Annotated in this window: 18 protein-coding genes and 1 pseudogene; 9 read left to right on the forward strand and 10 right to left on the reverse strand. The window is 57.0% G+C overall.

Features of this window, described 5'->3' with window-relative positions:
- Together B4F27_RS00005 and B4F27_RS00010 are read right to left on the reverse strand one after the other, a co-directional pair.
- On the reverse strand, window positions 1-582 hold a 582-nt coding region (locus tag B4F27_RS00005), incomplete at its 3' end, for a DDE-type integrase/transposase/recombinase (RefSeq protein ID WP_286758509.1).
- Between the two features lie 36 nt (window positions 583-618).
- Window positions 619-744, reverse strand: a pseudogene (locus tag B4F27_RS00010) (helix-turn-helix domain-containing protein); the annotation flags it as partial.
- 157 nt (window positions 745-901) lie between these two features.
- Here B4F27_RS00010 and B4F27_RS00015 point away from each other — a divergent pair.
- The 3 genes from B4F27_RS00015 (at window position 902) to B4F27_RS00025 (ending at window position 4,437) form a co-directional block, all read left to right on the forward strand.
- Window positions 902-1,678, forward strand: coding sequence for a CmcJ/NvfI family oxidoreductase (locus B4F27_RS00015; protein ID WP_286758510.1), 777 nt, complete (start codon window positions 902-904; stop codon window positions 1,676-1,678).
- A 42-nt stretch (window positions 1,679-1,720) separates the two neighbouring features.
- On the forward strand, window positions 1,721-2,503 hold the full coding sequence (locus B4F27_RS00020) for an SDR family NAD(P)-dependent oxidoreductase (RefSeq protein ID WP_286758511.1): 783 nt from the start codon (window positions 1,721-1,723) through the stop codon (window positions 2,501-2,503).
- Window positions 2,504-2,670: 167 nt separating this feature from the next.
- Entirely contained in the window at window positions 2,671-4,437 is a 1,767-nt protein-coding gene (locus B4F27_RS00025; RefSeq protein WP_286758512.1) for a sigma-54-dependent Fis family transcriptional regulator, read from the forward strand.
- A gap of 210 nt (window positions 4,438-4,647) precedes the next feature.
- Here B4F27_RS00025 and B4F27_RS00030 read toward each other — a convergent pair whose 3' ends face one another.
- The 6 genes from B4F27_RS00030 to B4F27_RS00055 all read right to left on the reverse strand — a co-directional run bounded on the left by B4F27_RS00030 (window position 4,648) and on the right by B4F27_RS00055 (window position 8,704).
- Window positions 4,648-4,950 carry a DUF1330 domain-containing protein gene (locus B4F27_RS00030; RefSeq protein WP_286758513.1) on the reverse strand — a complete coding sequence of 101 codons (303 nt, stop codon included), beginning with the start codon at window positions 4,948-4,950 and terminating at the stop codon, window positions 4,648-4,650.
- Window positions 4,951-5,006: 56 nt separating this feature from the next.
- Complete coding sequence (locus tag B4F27_RS00035) at window positions 5,007-5,705, reverse strand: lipoyl protein ligase domain-containing protein (protein WP_286758514.1); 699 nt, start codon at window positions 5,703-5,705, stop codon at window positions 5,007-5,009.
- The gene (locus tag B4F27_RS00040; RefSeq protein WP_286758515.1) at window positions 5,702-6,373 is read right to left on the reverse strand and encodes a 2-oxo acid dehydrogenase subunit E2; all 672 of its coding nucleotides are present in this window, start codon (window positions 6,371-6,373) and stop codon (window positions 5,702-5,704) included. The genes B4F27_RS00035 and B4F27_RS00040 overlap by 4 nt, the downstream gene beginning before the upstream one ends.
- A complete protein-coding gene (locus B4F27_RS00045; RefSeq protein WP_286758516.1) occupies window positions 6,370-6,603 on the reverse strand; it encodes a biotin/lipoyl-containing protein in 234 nt (77 codons plus the stop codon). The genes B4F27_RS00040 and B4F27_RS00045 overlap by 4 nt, the downstream gene beginning before the upstream one ends.
- A 76-nt stretch (window positions 6,604-6,679) precedes the next feature.
- Window positions 6,680-7,699 (reverse strand): alpha-ketoacid dehydrogenase subunit beta, encoded by a 1,020-nt coding sequence (locus B4F27_RS00050; RefSeq protein ID WP_009826186.1) that lies wholly within the window; start codon window positions 7,697-7,699, stop codon window positions 6,680-6,682.
- A 15-nt stretch (window positions 7,700-7,714) separates the two neighbouring features.
- Window positions 7,715-8,704 carry a thiamine pyrophosphate-dependent dehydrogenase E1 component subunit alpha gene (locus B4F27_RS00055; RefSeq protein ID WP_286758517.1) on the reverse strand — a complete coding sequence of 330 codons (990 nt, stop codon included), beginning with the start codon at window positions 8,702-8,704 and terminating at the stop codon, window positions 7,715-7,717.
- 381 nt (window positions 8,705-9,085) lie between these two features.
- On the opposite strand from B4F27_RS00055, the gene B4F27_RS00060 reads away from it, so the two are divergent.
- The 5 genes from B4F27_RS00060 to B4F27_RS00080 all read left to right on the forward strand — a co-directional run bounded on the left by B4F27_RS00060 (window position 9,086) and on the right by B4F27_RS00080 (window position 14,353).
- Window positions 9,086-9,931: an enoyl-CoA hydratase/isomerase family protein gene (locus B4F27_RS00060; protein ID WP_074635215.1), complete on the forward strand. Its 846-nt coding sequence runs from the start codon at window positions 9,086-9,088 to the stop codon at window positions 9,929-9,931.
- A 194-nt stretch (window positions 9,932-10,125) separates the two neighbouring features.
- Window positions 10,126-11,112, forward strand: a complete 987-nt coding sequence (locus tag B4F27_RS00065) for a zinc-dependent alcohol dehydrogenase family protein (protein ID WP_286758518.1) — start codon at window positions 10,126-10,128, stop codon at window positions 11,110-11,112.
- Window positions 11,113-11,333: 221 nt separating this feature from the next.
- Window positions 11,334-12,245 (forward strand): 2OG-Fe(II) oxygenase, encoded by a 912-nt coding sequence (locus B4F27_RS00070; RefSeq protein ID WP_286758519.1) that lies wholly within the window; start codon window positions 11,334-11,336, stop codon window positions 12,243-12,245.
- Window positions 12,246-12,434: 189 nt separating this feature from the next.
- Entirely contained in the window at window positions 12,435-14,045 is a 1,611-nt protein-coding gene (locus B4F27_RS00075; RefSeq protein ID WP_286758520.1) for an FAD-dependent oxidoreductase, read from the forward strand.
- A gap of 29 nt (window positions 14,046-14,074) precedes the next feature.
- Window positions 14,075-14,353, forward strand: coding sequence for a GNAT family N-acetyltransferase (locus B4F27_RS00080; RefSeq protein ID WP_286758521.1), 279 nt, complete (start codon window positions 14,075-14,077; stop codon window positions 14,351-14,353).
- 217 nt (window positions 14,354-14,570) lie between these two features.
- Here the strand turns inward: B4F27_RS00080 and B4F27_RS00085 are convergent, their stop codons facing one another.
- Window positions 14,571-15,473, reverse strand: coding sequence for a LysR family transcriptional regulator (locus tag B4F27_RS00085; protein WP_286758522.1), 903 nt, complete (start codon window positions 15,471-15,473; stop codon window positions 14,571-14,573).
- 114 nt (window positions 15,474-15,587) lie between these two features.
- On the opposite strand from B4F27_RS00085, the gene B4F27_RS00090 reads away from it, so the two are divergent.
- Window positions 15,588-16,436 (forward strand): DUF4437 domain-containing protein, encoded by an 849-nt coding sequence (locus tag B4F27_RS00090; protein ID WP_286758523.1) that lies wholly within the window; start codon window positions 15,588-15,590, stop codon window positions 16,434-16,436.
- A 479-nt stretch (window positions 16,437-16,915) separates the two neighbouring features.
- Here B4F27_RS00090 and B4F27_RS00095 read toward each other — a convergent pair.
- Window positions 16,916-17,770: sensor histidine kinase (locus tag B4F27_RS00095; protein ID WP_286758524.1), on the reverse strand; the 855-nt coding region annotated here is incomplete at its 5' end.

Consider the following 17,770-nt stretch of genomic DNA (forward strand, 5'->3'; position numbering starts at 1 on the left):
TTGCGACGACCGGTTGAATCCGCCTTGGCTGCCTTGATCCGTGTGGATCAGGACGCGTCGCTTAGGTTTGCGTCGCCAGACAGCCATCAGAAGGGCTTGCAGCACCAGGTCTGTTGGTTGCCGCGATTGTGTCGCCCAGCCGATCACACGTCGTGAGTAGAGGTCGATGATAACCGCCAGATAGAGGAACCCCTCATAGGTTTTGATGTAAGTGATATCGGACACCCAGGCGGTGTCTGGCGCTGTTACATCAAACTGCCGGCCTAACGTGTTGTCGACGACGACTGACGGCCTTCCACCATACTTGCCCGGCTTACGTTTGTACCCGATCTCTGCGCGGATCCCGGCCAAACGGGCCAACTCAAGCTTGAGCCTGCGGTTCTCAGCTTCATGGTCACTAGATGATGTCTGTGACCCAGCTTTTGCGCAGAGCTTCATCCATTTGTAGAGCGAATATGTACTAACGCCCAACCGTTCCGAAACCTCGCGAACGGCATACCCCCGCACTGTTATCTGATGGACTGCATCGCGCTTGAAATCTTCACTGAAATTTGGCTTCCCATAACGGCCTCCTTGCCTCAAAGTTAGGGAAGAAAGCGTCTACAAATCTAGGGGCTATTCAGTTTCCAACTTGGCGAGGCGGGCGCTTGCCACGGCAGGTGCAAGGCCAAGTTCACGACCCGCAGCGCTGATATTGAGCCGCTCTGCTGCCATTACAAATAATCGCAGGTGATCGGCGTCCATCAATTATACCCAAAATCAAGAAAGTGAACTCCACTCCCGGCAGTTTATTGCGCGAAGTACAAGGTATAAATTCGCATCCTAAGGATGACATCAACTCAAGGCTTTTGCGGTAATCCGCCGAGCAGACTGGCCCGATCATGATGGAAGGGAGGCTCTGATGGCACAGACCGGAACCGTAAATTATCACGTCCACAAGCCGTTTCGGCAGGCGTTCGAAATTGATGTGGATGGCATTGCCGGCAACCTCATCGAGCCGGAGTTTTTCGCTGCCAAGATCGCAGTGAAGGATCAACGGAACTGCGAGGCCGCCACGGATTTTGCAGAGGATGGCTTTGCTTTTGCCAACTCCCCAACGGCTATATTGGATTTCAAAGGTGGCAATTGGCAAAGCCGATATGATGCCGAACTGGCCGATCTATTGAAACAGGAAGTTGGCGCAAAAGAGGTGATCACCTTTGATCATACAGTGCGCATCGATGATCCGCAGGCCAAGCGCCGCCCGGCCCGCCACGTCCACAGCGATTATAGCCGCGAGGGTGCGGAAAGGCGTCTTGTGGATATTCTGGGCCCTGGACAGGCCGATGAATGGGCGCAGGGTCATTATGCCTTTATCAACGTCTGGCGCCCGATCGCGAACCCGATCAATTCGGCTCCGCTTGGCTTCGTTCGTCCCTCGACTGTTAAAGAGGCGGATTGGATCGTGATTGACTTGATCTACCCCGATCGCAAAGGCCAGGTGATGGGGTTGGCAAAAGACGACGCGCACGAATGGGTTTACCGCTCACGGATGACGCCGGACGAGGTCGCGTTTTTCAACATCTACGACAATTCCGGCCTCCCCTGCGTTGGCCACAGTGCGATTGATCTGGTCGAGACCCCGACAGTCACGGCGCCCCGCCAAAGCATCGAGAGCCGTACGTTGGCTCGCTATTAAAGAGCGCCCAGCCGCGCCTTGCACACCTGAGGAGACGTTCACATGACCAAGACAATTCTTATCACCGGCGCGACGGACGGGATCGGCCTTTTGACAGCCAAGACGCTGACTGCCGAGGGCCACAACGTCCTGTTGCACGGGCGCAGCGCGGACAAGTTGGAAGCCGCGGCACGCGAGGTCGGGGGCGATCCGGAAACCTACCGCGCTGACCTTTCGTTGCTGGAGGATGTTAACGCCTTGGTGGCAGATGTCCGTGCCAAACATGACACCCTGGATGTGTTGATCAATAATGCCGGGGTTCTGAAGGTTCCCAACACACAGACGGACAGCGGCTTGGACGTGCGTTTCATGGTCAACACAATCGCGCCCTGGGCTTTGACCGTTGGTCTGCTGCCGATCATCCCAAAAGACGGTCGCGTGGTGAGCCTTTCCTCAGCAGCACAAGCGCCCGTCAACATCAAGGCCATGCGCGGTGAGCAACAGCTTGGCCACAATGAAGCCTACGCGCAAAGCAAGCTGGCGTTGACAATCTGGTCGCAGGAATTGGCGCGCGAACACCCCGACGGGCCGGTGTTTATCTCGGTCAACCCGGGGTCTCTTCTTGCCACAAAAATGGTCAAGGAATCCTATGGAATGGCGGGCAATGACCTGCGGATCGGGGCGGACATCCTGCGCCGTGCGGCAGTGTCCGAGGAATTCGCCAATGCCTCGGGGCAGTATTACGACAACGATGCCGGACGCATCGCACGTCCCCATCCCGCCGCCGCCGACCGCGCACATGTCGCGCAGCTGATGGCGGCTATTCGTGAGCTGGCTGGCACCTGAGGCGTCCCAAAACGTTTGCCGATCAAGGGGACTGCGCATTAAGCTAAGAGTCGGGAGGAGACGTGATGAGAGGTTTCATTACCTCAAATCAAACGGATGCGATTGCCGCATCCTGGGACCGGTGTGCGCGGCAGTATAACCTGCGGCACGATACCGGGCGGCCTATCATGCGCCTCCAATCCTCCGAAGTTGCCCCCCGACTTGAACAGATTGTCGAGAGCACCGGCGGCAGGCAGGGCTTCTTTCAACATCTCGCTTCGGTCGCGGGCGAAATCGGTCATTGTCTGGTTGTCACCGACGCCGATGGCGTCTCTGTTCGGATTGAGCATAGCGGGGCGACGAGTGGCTCTGACGGATGGAATGGCATTGCCCTTGGGTCATGTTGGGACGAACGCGTGGCCGGTACAAACGGCGTATCCATGGCCTTGCGAACGGGGCACGCAATCACTGTGCGCGGTGCGGATCATTACTTTTCGACGCTCAGACAGTTCGCCTGTACCGGCGTTCCGGTTCTGGATGCCAACGGGGGGATGATTGGTGCAATCAATCTTGTCTCTGTCGATCGGGGCAACCGCGCGGATTATCTGTTTGGGCAGCAGCTGTTGGCAAAGACTGCGCATCGCATTCAGCGCAACCTGTTTGAAAAGGAATTCAACGACGCGATGCTTGTGACGGTCTCGCGTGTGGGGCGTGATCACGTCCTATCCGAAGATGCACTGGTCGCCGTGAACGAGGCAGGGATGATTATCGGTGCCACTTCGACCGTTTCCGCCTGCCTTGAAGGTGCAAACGCTACATCGCTGAGGGGGCAGGCGTTCGAGGCGATCTTTCACGTCGACAGCAATCGGCTGGTGAATGTGCCCGAGAGGCTACTTTCGATTCCAGCCAATCATGGAGCCGCCGTGAACCTGACGGTTGCTGTGCCAAAGACCGCCGCACCCCAACGGGTGTCCAAGCCGCTGCCGCCCGGCCCTGCGCGCAAACCGCGCTTGCCGCCATCGCTACAGCAGTTGGCGACCGGAAGTCATAGCATGGCTGCCGCCTGTCGCCGTGCGCGAACCATGTTGGAAGACACAGCCATGCTGCATCTGGAAGGCGAAACCGGAACCGGGAAATCCGCGCTTGTGGCCGCATTGCTGCAAACCGATGCCCCTGACGCACCGGTTTTCGATCTGGATTGTGCGACGCTTGGCGACTGTGACGCCGACACAGACCATTTGCGCAGGGTCATTGAGCAAGCCCGCGTCGTTTCAAGAATGTCCTATGGCAAGGGCGTCCGCGCTACCTTGGTGTTTGACAATGTGGACGAGTTGCCGCGCACTTCGCAGGCAGAGCTGCGACGTTTCCTGAATGAACAGGAAGAACACCGCCACCAAACGGATGACCATGGGCATGACAGCCGCCTGCGTGTGGTTTCCACCAGCCGCAAACCTTTGATAGACGCCGTCAACGCGGGGCATTTCAGAGACGACCTATTTTATCTTCTAACAGGCTCAAAGGTCTTCCTGCCCCCTCTCCGAAGGCGTGAATATCCAGAGGTTCTGGCACAGGCCCTGTGCGCGCAGCTGACTGGTTGTAACGTCACCTTCAGTGCCGAGGCCAAAGATGCGCTTTGTCGCCTACCGTTCCATGGCAATGTCCGCGAAATGCGCGGCGCGCTTCAGAACGCATTGGCAACGGCACAGGACAACCGGATCAACCTGCTTGATTTGCAACAAGCCTGTGTTGGCGCTCCTCTGGCCGCTGCGATACCGGAACCGGTTTGCGCCATTGTAGCCGCCAATCCGGTAACCGCCTATGACGAACGCAGCATGATCCTTGATGCGCTCGCAAACAGCCGGTGGAATGTCAGCGAAGCTGCTCGCGTACTTGGCATGGGGCGCGCAACGATTAACCGGAAACTGAAGTTATACGAGATCCGGCGGCCGACCTGAAACAGGCCGGCCCACCGTCGCGTAAATAAGGACTGCCTGTCAAAGGCGACCGGAGCGCGTTGCTCCGTCATTTCGCCGAACCTCACGTGCGAGGTGTGATAGAGTACAGATCACAATCACATTGTGGGTTTATTTGGCTTATCTTGGCGTCCTCACAGGCCGTCGGCAGGAGCGGAATTCGCAAGGACACCGCTGGGTATCTTATGGTTCTCAGGCAAGCTCGTCCTTGCCATCGATGATGAAATGAACGCTGGTCGATCCCTTGTGGCGGGCCTCGAGATAGGGCGCGTAGTCCGGATCATTCACGAAGTCGCGGGCGGCTTGCGCATCCGGCCATTCAAGGATCACGCGCAGGGCTGCGGGCTGGTCTTCCCCCTCGACCTGTTCGTGGTTGGTTGTGCGCGCAATATACTTGCCGCCATGTTTGGCGATGATCTTGCCGACCGGCTCGATATAGCCGGGGATCCAGCTGTCGTCGGTGGGTGTCACGGCCAGAACTGAATAGGCTGTCATGGGTTGGTTCCTCCTCTTTGGTATCGATTACCCTTGTTGTTAACGCGGGTTTGGGTTCAGGCCGCTCGGCGACCTAAATGCTGTGTAGCGCGCAGGGTGTCGCGCTGTGCTATTTCATTGAGTGATGCGGCCAATGTGTTCATCGGATCACGCTGCGACGGGATGGCCCTGTCCAACGTCGTGTGAACCCCCGCGTCGATTGGGCCAAGGGAAAGGTCACGCTGAAACGCATCGACGGCTGCTGCCCCGGCGGCCAGATCGCCCTCCACCAAAATCAGCGCATGCGCCAGAATGCGGCGCTGCCCGTTGCCGACAGGGCGTATGCGCTGTGCCGTGCCAACGACTTTGCGGCCCTTCAGGGACAGGTTCCATGCGCCGTCACAAAAGCTGTTCGGGGTCGCACCCGTTGCCCAACCGGCGGGGATTGCATTCTGAATGATCCGTGTGATCAGGCGGTAACCATCCTCAATGGTGAACGTCCGATCAGCGGTAAACGCCAGCGCGAGGTTTAACACCCCCGGCCCTTGGGGGACCGCGCCGCCGCCCGTGGAGCGCAGATGTAACGGCCAGCCGCGCGTGGCTGAATTACGCTTCGCCGTGTCAAATCCGGGCTTGAGCCGCAGGCTTGCCGGACAGACAAGCGCGCGGCGGCGTGGGCTCCAGAGACAGGTTACAGCGCCTTGCGCCGCGAAGGCCGCTGCCTCAAGGGCAAGCCCCTCGGCCACGCGCTCCACATATGTGAGAGGTGCGTTCACACCGCCATCCCTTCAATCTCTTCGCAGATGGAAGTCAGCAGATCACCCGCTGGTGCGCCATCAAGCGCGCGATGATCAAAGGTCAGCGACAGGCCCACATGGGGGCGCAATTCGATCCCGCCATCCTCGCCCCGCACCGCGCGATCCGTAAAACGCCCGATACCAAGGATGCAGATTTGCCCCGCATTGATGATCGGAGTGAAATGTTCCACCCGCGTCAGGCCTAGGTTGGAGACGGTGAATGTGCCGCCGGTCATTTCTGTCACGGTCAGCTTGTTGATCTTGGCCCGTGCGGCCAGATCCTGCCGCGCCGCACGCAATTCGGTTACATCCATCGCATCGGCACCGAACATGGCAGGGGCGACCAACAGATTGCCGGGCAAGGCGATAGCCACCGACAGGTCAACCGCATCAGACAAATGCACCTCGCGCCCCTCGACACGTCCGTTTGCGTCGGGGTTCTTTTTCAGGGCACGCACCACGGCCAGCATCAAGAGATCCTCGACAGATATCTTGGTACCTGCCGCGTCCAGGCGTGTTTTTTCGGCCATCAGCGCCGTCGCATCGGCGCTGCCGTGGTGGGTCAGCTGCGCGGCTGTCGCGAGGCTTTTGGTCATGGCATCCGCGATCATGCCGCGCACGCCCTTGAGAGGGACGACCTTGGTCATTCGACCGACCCGATGACGGCGCCCTTGGGCACAACGGCATCGGCCTCTTCCTTGATCCGCAGTGTGCCAGAAGCCGGTGCGTTAATCTCGTATTGCACTTTGGCGGTCATTATCTCGGCCACGAGTGCGCCCTCTTCGACGGTCGCGCCATCATCAGCAAGCCAGCCGGTGATCACTGTTTCTTCGTCCTCTTCCCAGAGGTCGAATGGGATGACGATATCTGTTGCCATTTGAAGTGTCCTTTCCTGTTCGGGGTCGCGCTGCATGCGACCCCGTTGATTAGTGATTTGTTGGTTTTGGTTCGGCTCAGGCCGCTTGCATCTCGTCCCAGGCAGCGACGATCTTGTCAGGGTTGGGCAGGCAGAACTGCTCCATCACCCGCGCGAATGGGATCGGCACATCGGGGAAGGCAACGCGTTTCGGCGCGGCCTTGAGAACCGAGATATCATGCTCGGTCACGGAGGCGATGATTTCGCCCGAGAGGCCGTAGCTCATATAGTCCTCGTCCACGACAATCAGCCTGCCGGTCTTGGCGACGCTGGCGCGGATGGTGTCACGGTCCAGCGGGACAAGGCTGACAAGATCGACGACCTCGGCGCTAACGCCTTGGTCTTCAAGCTTCTTGGCGGCCTTCAGCGCGTTGTGAACGCCCATGCCACAACTGACGATGGATACATCCTTGCCTTCGCGCACGACCTTGGCCTTGCCGATTTCCAGCGTGTAAGGCTCTTCCGGCACATGCACAGTCGCGCCCGCTTCGGTACCAAGCCACCCCATGCCCTGTAGCCCCTTGTGGTACATGTAAACCACCGGACTGTCGTCGCGCATGGCGGCCGTCATCAACCCTTTGGCGTCATAGGCATTGGATGGGGCCACAACCTTCATTCCGGGCAGGTGAGCAAAGGTGCCGTACAGACACTGCGAATGCTGGCCGCCGTCGGAATAGCCACCACCGGTTGAAGTCATGAGGACCATTGGCACCTTCACGTTGCCGCCGGAGAAATAGATGTTCTTGGCCATCAGATTGTAGATCGCATCAAAGCAGACGCCAAAGAAGTCGACGAACATCAGTTCGACCACCGGACGCATGCCATCCTGCGCCGCACCAACAGCGGCACCGATAAAGGCAGTTTCCGAAATCGGTGTGTCACGGATGCGTTCTGCCCCAAACTCCTCGATCAACCCACGGGTGTTGCCATAGACGCCACCCAGAGGGCCGATGTCCTCGCCCATCACAAAGACGGAGGGATCGATGCGCATTTCCTGTGCGGTGGCTTCGGCCATAGCGCGGGCGATGGTCAGTTTTCTCTCATTCGATTTGGTCATGTCTCTCGCTCCCGTTTATGCTGCGAACACGCGCGTCAGCGCATCTTCGGGGGCTGCATCATCGCTTTCGCGGGCGAATTTGATCGCGGCATCAACACGCGCAGCAGATTCTTCCTCGATCGTGTTCAGTTCCGCCTCGCTGGCAGCACCTTCGGCGAGCAATCTTTCCCTCATTTTCGGGATCGGATCTTTTTCAAACAGCGCGTCCTTTTCCCCTTCGGGACGATAGGCCTCGGCGTCACCCATAAAGTGGCCCGCTAAACGGTAGGTTTCACATTCCAGCAGCGATGGGCCTTTACCCGCCCGTGCTCGGGCAATCGCCTCGCCTGCTGCTTCAAAGATGGCATAGGGGTCGTTGCCCTCGATCCGTTTTCCGGGGATGCCATAAGCCGCCGCGCGGTCTGCATGGCTGCCGATGCTGCTGGCGGTTTCTTTGGCGACAGAAATGCCCCAGCCGTTATCCTCGACCACGCAGATAAAGGGCAGGTTCCAAACGGCGGCAAGGTTCATCGCCTCGTGCCAACCGCCCTGGTTCACCGCGCCTTCACCGACGAAGGCCACGGCGACGCCCGGCTTGCCTTGCATCTTGCGGCTGAGCGCCGCCCCCACGGCGGGGCCCATGCCCTGCGCGATAATGCCAGAACAGGCAAAGTTAACATTATCATCAAACAGATGCATATGCCCGCCGCGACCACCGGATAAGCCGGTTTTCTTACCGAAGATCTCAGCGGCCATTTTGTCCAGATCAACGCCCTTGGCGATAGCCTGATGGTGTGGACGGTGGGTGGCTGTGACCACATCCTCGGGAGTCAGGTGCGCACAAACCCCCACCGCCACTGGCTCCTGCCCGTCGGACAGGTGCATTTCACCCGGGATCGGCCCATTGGCCATGTTGAACGCCGGTGATTTACCCTCGAAATAGATCTTCGCAATGGCTTCTTCGAACCTCCGGCTCGTGACCATATTGCGATACATCCAATGCTGTTCTTCGCGTGTTGGTGACATGAATTCCTCCTCCCATGTGCGCGGCCTCTCCCTGCCGCATGAACGCTGGAAGTAGGATTGAACCTGTTGGGCTGCGGAACAATGACGCTGAAGCCCACGCGGGGCTTGATCGCGCAAACTGTCTCACCGTGAGACAGTTTGAGACACTTTGATCCAGAGTGAGGTGCACCTTGAGCAGGAATTGCTCTGCGCGTCGAAGAAAGACGGACATCGACTCAGCAATAAAGCGGCACGCAATTTATATTCAAAATCCGAATTCTGTAGCTAACTTCACCCCCGTTTATCCAAAATTTGGATCATCTCATCATAGGGGCACGACAAAGAGCTTCGGCTCACAACTCAAGCCCTGCGCAAAACAGGGCACCACAACGGAGAGATGCTATGAAGTACGAGAATTTCACAACGTTTAGCGTCGATGTCAAAGATGCCATCGCTACCGTGACGTTCGATTATGGAACGGTCAACGTTCAGGGACAAGAGATGCTCGCCGACCTGAACAGCCTTGCCATGCGGCTTGAGCGGGACCGCGATACAAAGGTTGTAATCTTCCAGTCGGCGCACCCCGAAATCTGGGTGGCGCATTACGATACGGAGCTTCTTAAAGATATGGCGATCGAAGCCGTTTCGCGCGAAAACGTGGTATTGCTTGACCTACAAATGGTATGCGAACGGATTAGCAGGGTGCCGCAAGCGACCATTGCGAAGCTGGAAGGGTTTGCTCGTGGCGGAGGCCATGAACTGGCACTGGCGCTCGACATGCGGTTCGCCGCGCGTGGCAAGTACAAGTTTATGCAAATGGAAGTCGGCATGGGCATTCTGCCCTGTGGAGGCGGCGCGTCGCGCATGGCCCGTCAAACCGGTTTGGGCAAAGCGTTGGAAATTATCCTTAGCGCAAATGATTACGACGCAGATGATGCGGAACGGTTCGGCACAATCAACAAGGCGCTCGAGCCCGATGAGATCGGCCCCTACGTTGACGCGCTGGCGCGGCGCATTTCCAAATTTCCCGCGGCTTCGATTAACGCCTGCAAGCAGATGGTTTACGAGTCTATCGACAAACCCATTGAAGAAGCCCTGAAGGCAGAGGCCTATTGGCTTTATCAAGCGACCAGCAAAACCCCGGCCATAAAGCGTTTCACAGTGGCTGACGAACAAGGGCTTGAGCACGACATCGAGAACCAGCGCAATTGGGGCGATCTGGTCATGAAGGTTCAAGACATCAACTAAACTCCCCTTTTTAAGGTCACTACTCAAGAACCGCGCCAGTATTCACGGTGCGGTTCTTTCTGTTTGGTCGCCGTCCATGCGCAGATGACAGCATTACCTTAAAAATCCGAAAACTGAACTCCGAATTGCACCGATTACCCAAATATTCAGACGTGTTAGTTCTGTGTCAACAAACACATCGAAAGGAAAATCCGATGAAAACCATGGCCCTCTCCGAATACGGACCCAACTCCGTCTTTGCATTGACCGAGCTGCCCAAACCAACCGCAGACACCGGTCATGTGATTGTTCGCGTTCAAGCAACCAGTATCAACACAATCGACATGATGATCCGCAATATGGGCACGGACCTTGGTTTTGCCCCCGCTACACCTGCTGTTTTGGGCATGGATTTTGCTGGCACGATTGAAGAAGTCGGCGAGGGTGTGACCGGTTTCGCCGTGGGCGACGAAGTATATGGCTGCGCCGGTGGTCTGGCCAACCTTCAGGGCGCTCTGGCGGAATACATGCCGGCTGATGCACGGCTGATCGCGAAAAAGCCGAAATCCCTCTCCATGCGTGAAGCGGCCGCGATCCCGCTGGTCGGGATCACCGCTTATGAGGGGCTCAAGCGGGCCGGCGTAAGCGAGGGCCAGAAGGTACTCGTGCATGGCGGTTCTGGCGGTGTCGGGCACATCGGCGTGCAATTGGCGCGTGAGTTCGGCGCAGATGTCTATGCCACCGACAGCGGCGATGAACGCCTATCTGTTGTGCGCGCTCTTGGTGCCGAAGCGATCGATTTCAGAGCGGAGTCCGTCGAGGACTACGTCGCCAAACACACAGGCGGCACAGGTTTTGACGCGGTGCTGGATACAGTCGGCGCTGGCAACCTGACGAACTCATTCAACGCGGTCGCCCTGAACGGCCATGTCGCCACGACGCTCGCGTTGGCAGAGCTTGATGTGTCCCCCGCCCACCTGAAGGGTGCCTCACTGCATGTCGTATTCATGCTGATCCCGATGTTGCATGACAAAGACCGCGCAGACCACGGTGCAATCCTGGCCGAACTGGCAAAGCTGGTTGATAGCGGCGCATTGAAACCGGTCGTGGATGAGCCCCAGTTTACCCTTGAAGAGGTCGGTGCAGCCTATGACCGCCTCGCCAGCGGCAAGGCAATCGGCAAGGTGGTCGTAGACGTATAACGCACCACAAGACGCGTTCGGCATGGCGCGGCGGGCTTCGGCTCGCCGCGCCATTCGTTTTTCCGAAATAGGATTTTGAAGAAAAACTGCGTCCCAACCCGAACGGATGATTATATCCATTAACCGAATTTTGATTACATAATATGCCCGTTTATCAAGCTGAGATAGATCAATAAGTGTTGCTTATCAAACCTGCTCCAACATAGGAAGGATGCCCCTAAATGACCCTTTCATCTCTTCAACAAGCCCGTGTCATTGCGCGCCCAAGCCGGGAACAAATGCTCAACCGCGAGTTCTCTGTCCAACAATTCTGGAACCAGAACCGCAATCTGTTTGAACGCGCTTGGTCAGAATGGCAGACGGAGAACGAGGCTAAACTGCCTCAGCTCGACAGCTCTATTTTCGATCCGAAACTGCGCGCGGCTGTGGAACAAGCTTGGGTAGATCCGACAGCCGAAGGTGCGGTCAAGGACCTGTGGGAAGAAGTCTTCCCCGGAGTCTATCGCGCGCAATTCTTTGACGTCGAACGCCTTGCGGCCCTGCGTGAATACCTTGACGGCGTTGCAGATGCGGACATCCCATTGCGCCCCCCTTACGGGATCGTGCTGAACCGCGGTGGTGCTATGCTTGACCCGCGCTCCGAAGGGTATCTGGCCGCGCCCGGGTTTCAGGGCTTCTACCGCGAGATGATGGACGCCTACATGCGGCCAGTGTCTCGTCTGCTATTTCCTGACGTTGTAGGCTACGACACACAAACATTCGGGTTCTCTATCCGGTGGCAGGCCAGCAAAGACACATCTTTGCGCCCCCATTCGGATGCCTCAGCGGTGACATTGAACATCAACCTGAACCTGCCCGATGAAGGGTACTCCGGTTCGGCCGTCAGCTTCATCGATCCGGTTTCACGCCGCGTTGAAAAACTTACGTTTGAACCCGGCACCGCCCTGATCCACCACGGCAGCGTCCCCCACGCGTCCGAACCGATCACTGAAGGCGAACGCTATAACTTTGTTCTGTGGCTGTATGGTCAACACGGACAAATTCCGCATGGCAGCACCCCGACGCCGCAAATCTCGGCCAAGGACAGGTGGTCCGTACCAACGGAAGATTTTGACAATTTCGCGCCGTTCTAAGGCCGGGTTGTGCCTTAACATAGCGATATATCCGGGCGGTTCAGGCCGCCCGAATATGCGACGGAAATAACGTGCGGCATGCCTGTAACATAAGGTTCATTGAGCGCCTGTGCATCATGCGTTTATTCTCATCAACGGGGGTGCGACGCGCCGAGAGCAACCAACAAATAGCGAAAAGGGACGCCAAGCATGGAAAGCTTTGCCAACGATCTTAGTCAGATGCAGCGGACGCCCTTGCATGCGGACCATGTCGAAGCGCTGCGACAGGTTGGAACGATACGGACCTATGCCGCAGGCGACACGATCATTCGACCCGGTGATCCGCTGGAGGAATTGCTTTATATTGAAAGCGGCGAGCTAGAGGTTGTGCATCCGATTACGCAGGAGCGGACAATCGCGGCCACGATGGGGCCATCCCAATTTACCGGTGAAATTGGGACGCTGTCCGGTGCGGTGTCGATGATCCAAATGAGGGCGTGTGAAACCTCGACGGTGATCGCGGTCCAAAACGCAGACCTGATTAAACTGATGTCCCGCATCCCCGAGATGAGCGATATAATTTTGACTGTTTTTGCCGCCAGACGCCGCGGAAACATCGAGCATGGACAAACCGAGCTCAAGTTGATCGGCGCGGATGTTGACAAGGATATTCAGAAGATCGCCGTCTTTGCACAGCGCAACCGGATCGCGGCGCAACTGATTGATCTTGATAGTGCCGAGGCCGACGCGGAACGCACAAGCTGTGATCTACAAGGTTGTGGCCCTGCGGTGATCTTTGGCGGTGAGGTGATTTACGATCCGACGCCGGAAAAGCTCGCTCGGACATTGGGGCTTGAGCTGGTGATCCCGAACGGCGAAGTGGTCGATGTCCTGATTGTCGGGGGCGGGCCTGCGGGCGTAGCCGCAGGGGTTTATGCCGGTGCCGAGGGGCTATCTGCCGTCGTCGCAGAAGATATCGCCATCGGTGGACAGGCAGGCACGTCCAGCCGGATCGAAAACTACATGGGATTTCCAACGGGAATTTCAGGTGGAGACCTTGTGTGGCGCGGCGAAGTCCAAGCGATGAAATTCGGCACCCGATTTGCCATGCCATTGCGGATCGAGGCAGTAGCCTATCGCGACGACCGCTTTTACGCCACCTGTTCAAACGGACGCGAACTCTGCGCACGGTCGATTGTGGTGGCAACGGGTGTTCAGTATCGCAAGCTGCCGATCCCGCGACTGGAAGAATTCGAAGGCGTTGGCGTTTATTATGCCGCCACAGAAATGGAAGCTCGGTTTTGCCGAAACTCGGATGCCATCGTTGTAGGCGGCGGCAATTCCGCGGGCCAAGCGGCCATGTTCCTCAGCCGCACAGCTGCGCATGTGCATCTTCTGGTGCGCTCCGGCAGCCTTGCCGCGTCTATGTCGGATTATCTGTCGTCGCGTCTTGAGGCCGATCCGCGGATAACAATCCATTACCAAGCAGAAATTTCCGATCTGCATGGCGATGACAAGCTATCCGCAGTGACGGTGAAAAACAAAGCCGACAGCACGCATCATCGCTATGACAGCCGCACAGTTTTCATCATGGCGGGGGCTGCGCCCAATACAGATTGGCTGGCCGGGCACGCCGCGTTGGATGATAAGGGCTTCGTTCTGACAGGCACCGAAAACGGTGGCCGATCGCCGTTTGAAACATCGACCCACGGCATTTTTGCAGTTGGTGACGTGCGGTCCGGCTCGGTCAAGCGAGTGGCGTCATCGGTGGGCGAAGGGTCGGTCGTCATGAGCGAGGTCTGGAACCATTTGAATAGCTGAACCCCAGTTGAAAATTTGACGGAGCCCTCATGCAGGTAGATTTTGAAGACGGAGAAACAGGGGGACGCTATGTCCTCCGAACCAAGGATGGCGAGGCCGTGTCGACCTTCTCCAAGGCGGGAGATAAGATCGTCATCATCGATCACACCGAAGTCGACGACGCCTTGCGGGGTCGCGGGTACGGGCAGATGCTTATCGAACGAATTGTCGCTGACATGCGAGAGCAAAGCAAAAAGATCGTGCCGCTGTGCCCCTTCGCCGCCTCACAGTTTCGGAAACATCCCGAATGGGCTGACGTGCTGAATTAGGCTTATATAGCGTAGAGAAACACGAACATTTCCACAAATGTAAGCGTCTCATTTTGTGAAATAATGAGACCCTTGTGGCGAACGCCTAGAGGTCAATCTCACGCCCAGTCCAATCCAATCCGGCCATATATGCCCTGCTGTGTATATCGGGCACCATAATCCAAAACGGCGCCGTTCGGTCGTGGGTCGCAAGTTACCGGTCATTGTAAAAACCGCTTCACTGCCCCAAAGTCGGCACCTGCGCCATCTTTTGTTTGATAAACGATCTGAATTGCCGGACCCTAAGCGGCTCGATCCCGCCGGGCGGGCGCATGAAGTGAATGTTCCACTCCGGCGCTACGCTATATCTGTCCAGGACAGTTACCAGTTCACCACTTTCAAGATGCTCGGCAACTTCCCATGTACATTTGCGTGCGATGCCAAAGCCGGAAATGGCCGCTTCGGTAACACCCTCTGCAAGATTGGTCACAAAACGGCCCGCGACTTTGACGGCATCTTCCTCCCCATGAGGCCCTTTGAACCTCCAATTCTGCAATGCATCGCGAATTACGCAGTCAAAATGAACCAGGTCCTGTGGCGTTTGTGGCGTGCCCATCGCTTTTAGGTAGTCTGGCGCAGCAACCAGAATACGTGGACATGAACTAAGCTTTTGCGCCTTGAGGCTCGAACTTTCCAGAGCACCCAACCGGATAGCACAATCGAACCCGTTATCCACGATGTCAAAAACCGTATCACTAAGGTGGAGTTGCACGGTCAAACCCGGATGCATCGACAAGAATTCCGTCACAAATGGCGCAATGTACTTCCGCCCGAATGAGGCAGGGCCAGCCAATCTTAGAGTACCGCGCAGGACTTGATTTTCGCCACTTACGTCAAGCATGGCGTCCTGCACCGTCTCGAAAATCCGCTCTGCATGTTTCAGCAAGCGCTCCCCTTCAAGCGTCACACTGACGCTTCGAGTTGTCCGGTGCAAAAGCTGCGCGCCCACTTCGGATTCGAGTGCCTGAATGCGTTGCGTCGCGCTCGTCGGCGATAAACCAAACTCTGCACCGGCCTTACCGATAGCTCCCAACCGCGCTGCCCGAACGAACAATTCCAGCAATTTCAGATCGTTAATCATTATTTTCCACAGCCAAATAGTATATTATTTTTTGAAGCCATTATCATTCGTTGGTTTCATAGTATCTCACTCCCGGCAACGAGCCAAGTCGCTTTAACCACGAAAGTATATGACATGATGAAACACTCCGTTCTGCCCATAGCCGCAATAGCCCTGTCGCTAAGTTCTCAGCAATCCTTTGCACAAGAAGCCACCGAGATCGTGAAATTTTCGGATGTTACTTATCAGCCGCTCAACCCAGCACGCGGAGACGCAGCACCTCAGGCCGGCGTGCTCTGGGGGGATATCGCCAAAGACGTGCCCACCGGTGCCATTATCAAATTCGGAGAGAACTTTTCTTCGCCGCCCCATATTCACAACATTACCTATCGGGGCATCGTTATCGAAGGTGCAGTCCACAATGATGATCCCGATGCCGCAAACATGTGGATGGGGCCGGGCTCTTTTTGGTCACAGCCGGCGGGTGAGCCTCACATCACATCTGCGGCGGCAGAGGGCGGCGCAACGATCTTTTTGGAGATCCTCGAAGGGCCATATCTGGTCCGGCCGACCGAAGAGGCTTTTGACAACCATGAACTTCCAGTGAATTTGGATTCAAGCAACGTTGTCTGGCTAAGCACGGATGATGTGACATGGATCGATCAGCCTGCCGCCAAGGACAACACCGCCGCCCCACAGCTCGCCTACCTTTGGGGAGAGAGCAGCGCAACCAATGCAACATTCCTGAAAATTCCGGCAGGAACTTCCGGCACGCTCGAAAGCAATGCTGGATTGCTGCGCGCTGTCACAATCTCTGGCAAAACGGACCTAACCGTCCCGGAAGGCTCCACAGAAAGCGATCTAGTTCCCGGCAGCTATTTCAGCTCTGAAACAGGCGGATCATATGATCTGTCTTGCCAGATCGAAGATGATTGCATGCTGTATGTGCGGGCAGAAGGCAAATACACTTTCACCGGGAAGTAATCGCAGTGCCGCGGTCGTTTGAAAGATGGCTCTAGTCCCACTTTCAAGCGATCGCGGTCCACTGGCAAAGAAAATAGCAAGCTCCTGTATCGTGCATCCGCCTGCTTTTCTGAAATCGAACAAACCGGCATGTGGATCTGTCGACTTTGGGCAGGTCAGCTTTTTAGAAAGACAATGAAGTCTTAGCCGCTCGTGATACGTCCGCTTTCACCATGGTCTTTTCCATGCTTCGCACCTGCAGCGAAGGTCCGCAATCCGCCCAAAACGGCCATTCGTGCTTTGTCGCACCATCGGAACTCTGTCGCCTTGCCGCTCCCTATGCGCCGCTTGCAGACCACAAACCGAATTCCATGAAACTAAATACCTGCTAATTTAGAACGGTAAGTCTGCACCACACCACGACGCGGTCGACAGGATCGATGCATTTACCTATGTAACTGGGTAAACGAATTTGAGTAGTAAGCGGCGCGCTGTTTGTGTCAGGGCTTTGCGACCGGCGACACCAACGGGACTTTCAATCTCACGATTAAGCCCCGTTCCTGCGGCAACAGCTCGACGTCACCACCGTGACGGCGCAGGACATCCTGAACGATGGCAAGCCCAAGCCCGCTGCCCTCCCCTTCGCTTAATTGACCGAACCGTTGAAACGCGGCCTGCGTGCTGTCTTTGGGGATGCCGATGCCGTCATCTTGTACGGTCAGCACCGCATACCCCGCCTCGGCCACGGTGCTCACGCGGATGGCTGAGAGGCCTGGCCCCCCATGGGACAGCGCGTTTTCAAGTAGATTGGTGATCGCCTCACCCAGCAGCACATTGTCACCATTGATCGGTAGCGGCTCCGAACATGGCTCGAAGCCAAAGCCTATATCCCGCGACAGGACCGTCGGGGCAAAGTCACTGCAGACTTCGGCAGCGACAGCGTTAAGTTCCAGCCTATCGAATGTTGGTGCCTCGTCGTAGCGCAACCGTTCGAGAGACAACAACTGATTGGCGAGCCGCGCCGATTTACGTGCGGCGGCAATCAATTCGCGTTCGCGCAGGCGACGCTCTTGCGGGTCGCTGACATCTGGCAAAACCTCGGCCAATGACAACAGTGCGGAGGCGGGGTTGCGCAGCTGATGCGCGGCGTTGGAGATAAAGACCTGATGGTCCTCAATGCTCTGGCGCACCTGCCCGAAAAGCCGGTTCAAAGTGGCGACGATGCCAAAGACCTCGGCCGGGACTGGGCGGCGGATATCGCGCAGGTCATCGGGGGATCGGTGTTGGATCGCATCTTGCAAATCGTTCAAGGGGCGCAGGCCGATCTTCACCCCGAACCAGACCACCAAAGCAAG

Origin of the sequence: Sulfitobacter sp. UBA1132 (genome assembly GCF_002311545.1) — a bacterium.
Lineage (GTDB): Bacteria > Pseudomonadota > Alphaproteobacteria > Rhodobacterales > Rhodobacteraceae > Sulfitobacter > Sulfitobacter pontiacus.

Bases quoted from the DNA above. Each gene is read 5' to 3' on its own strand.
- B4F27_RS00015 (WP_286758510.1), top strand. From the start codon at position 902: ATGGCACAGACCGGAACCGTAAATTATCACGTCCACAAGCCGTTTCGG.
- B4F27_RS00020 (WP_286758511.1), top strand. From the start codon at position 1,721: ATGACCAAGACAATTCTTATCACCGGCGCGACGGACGGGATCGGCCTT.
- B4F27_RS00025 (WP_286758512.1), top strand. From the start codon at position 2,671: ATGCGCCTCCAATCCTCCGAAGTTGCCCCCCGACTTGAACAGATTGTC.
- B4F27_RS00030 (WP_286758513.1), bottom strand. From the start codon at position 4,950: ATGACAGCCTATTCAGTTCTGGCCGTGACACCCACCGACGACAGCTGG.
- B4F27_RS00040 (WP_286758515.1), bottom strand. From the start codon at position 6,373: ATGACCAAGGTCGTCCCTCTCAAGGGCGTGCGCGGCATGATCGCGGAT.
- B4F27_RS00045 (WP_286758516.1), bottom strand. From the start codon at position 6,603: ATGGCAACAGATATCGTCATCCCATTCGACCTCTGGGAAGAGGACGAA.
- B4F27_RS00050 (WP_009826186.1), bottom strand. From the start codon at position 7,699: ATGACCAAATCGAATGAGAGAAAACTGACCATCGCCCGCGCTATGGCC.
- B4F27_RS00055 (WP_286758517.1), bottom strand. From the start codon at position 8,704: ATGTCACCAACACGCGAAGAACAGCATTGGATGTATCGCAATATGGTC.
- B4F27_RS00060 (WP_074635215.1), top strand. From the start codon at position 9,086: ATGAAGTACGAGAATTTCACAACGTTTAGCGTCGATGTCAAAGATGCC.
- B4F27_RS00065 (WP_286758518.1), top strand. From the start codon at position 10,126: ATGAAAACCATGGCCCTCTCCGAATACGGACCCAACTCCGTCTTTGCA.
- B4F27_RS00070 (WP_286758519.1), top strand. From the start codon at position 11,334: ATGACCCTTTCATCTCTTCAACAAGCCCGTGTCATTGCGCGCCCAAGC.
- B4F27_RS00075 (WP_286758520.1), top strand. From the start codon at position 12,435: ATGGAAAGCTTTGCCAACGATCTTAGTCAGATGCAGCGGACGCCCTTG.
- B4F27_RS00080 (WP_286758521.1), top strand. From the start codon at position 14,075: ATGCAGGTAGATTTTGAAGACGGAGAAACAGGGGGACGCTATGTCCTC.
- B4F27_RS00085 (WP_286758522.1), bottom strand. From the start codon at position 15,473: ATGATTAACGATCTGAAATTGCTGGAATTGTTCGTTCGGGCAGCGCGG.
- B4F27_RS00090 (WP_286758523.1), top strand. From the start codon at position 15,588: ATGATGAAACACTCCGTTCTGCCCATAGCCGCAATAGCCCTGTCGCTA.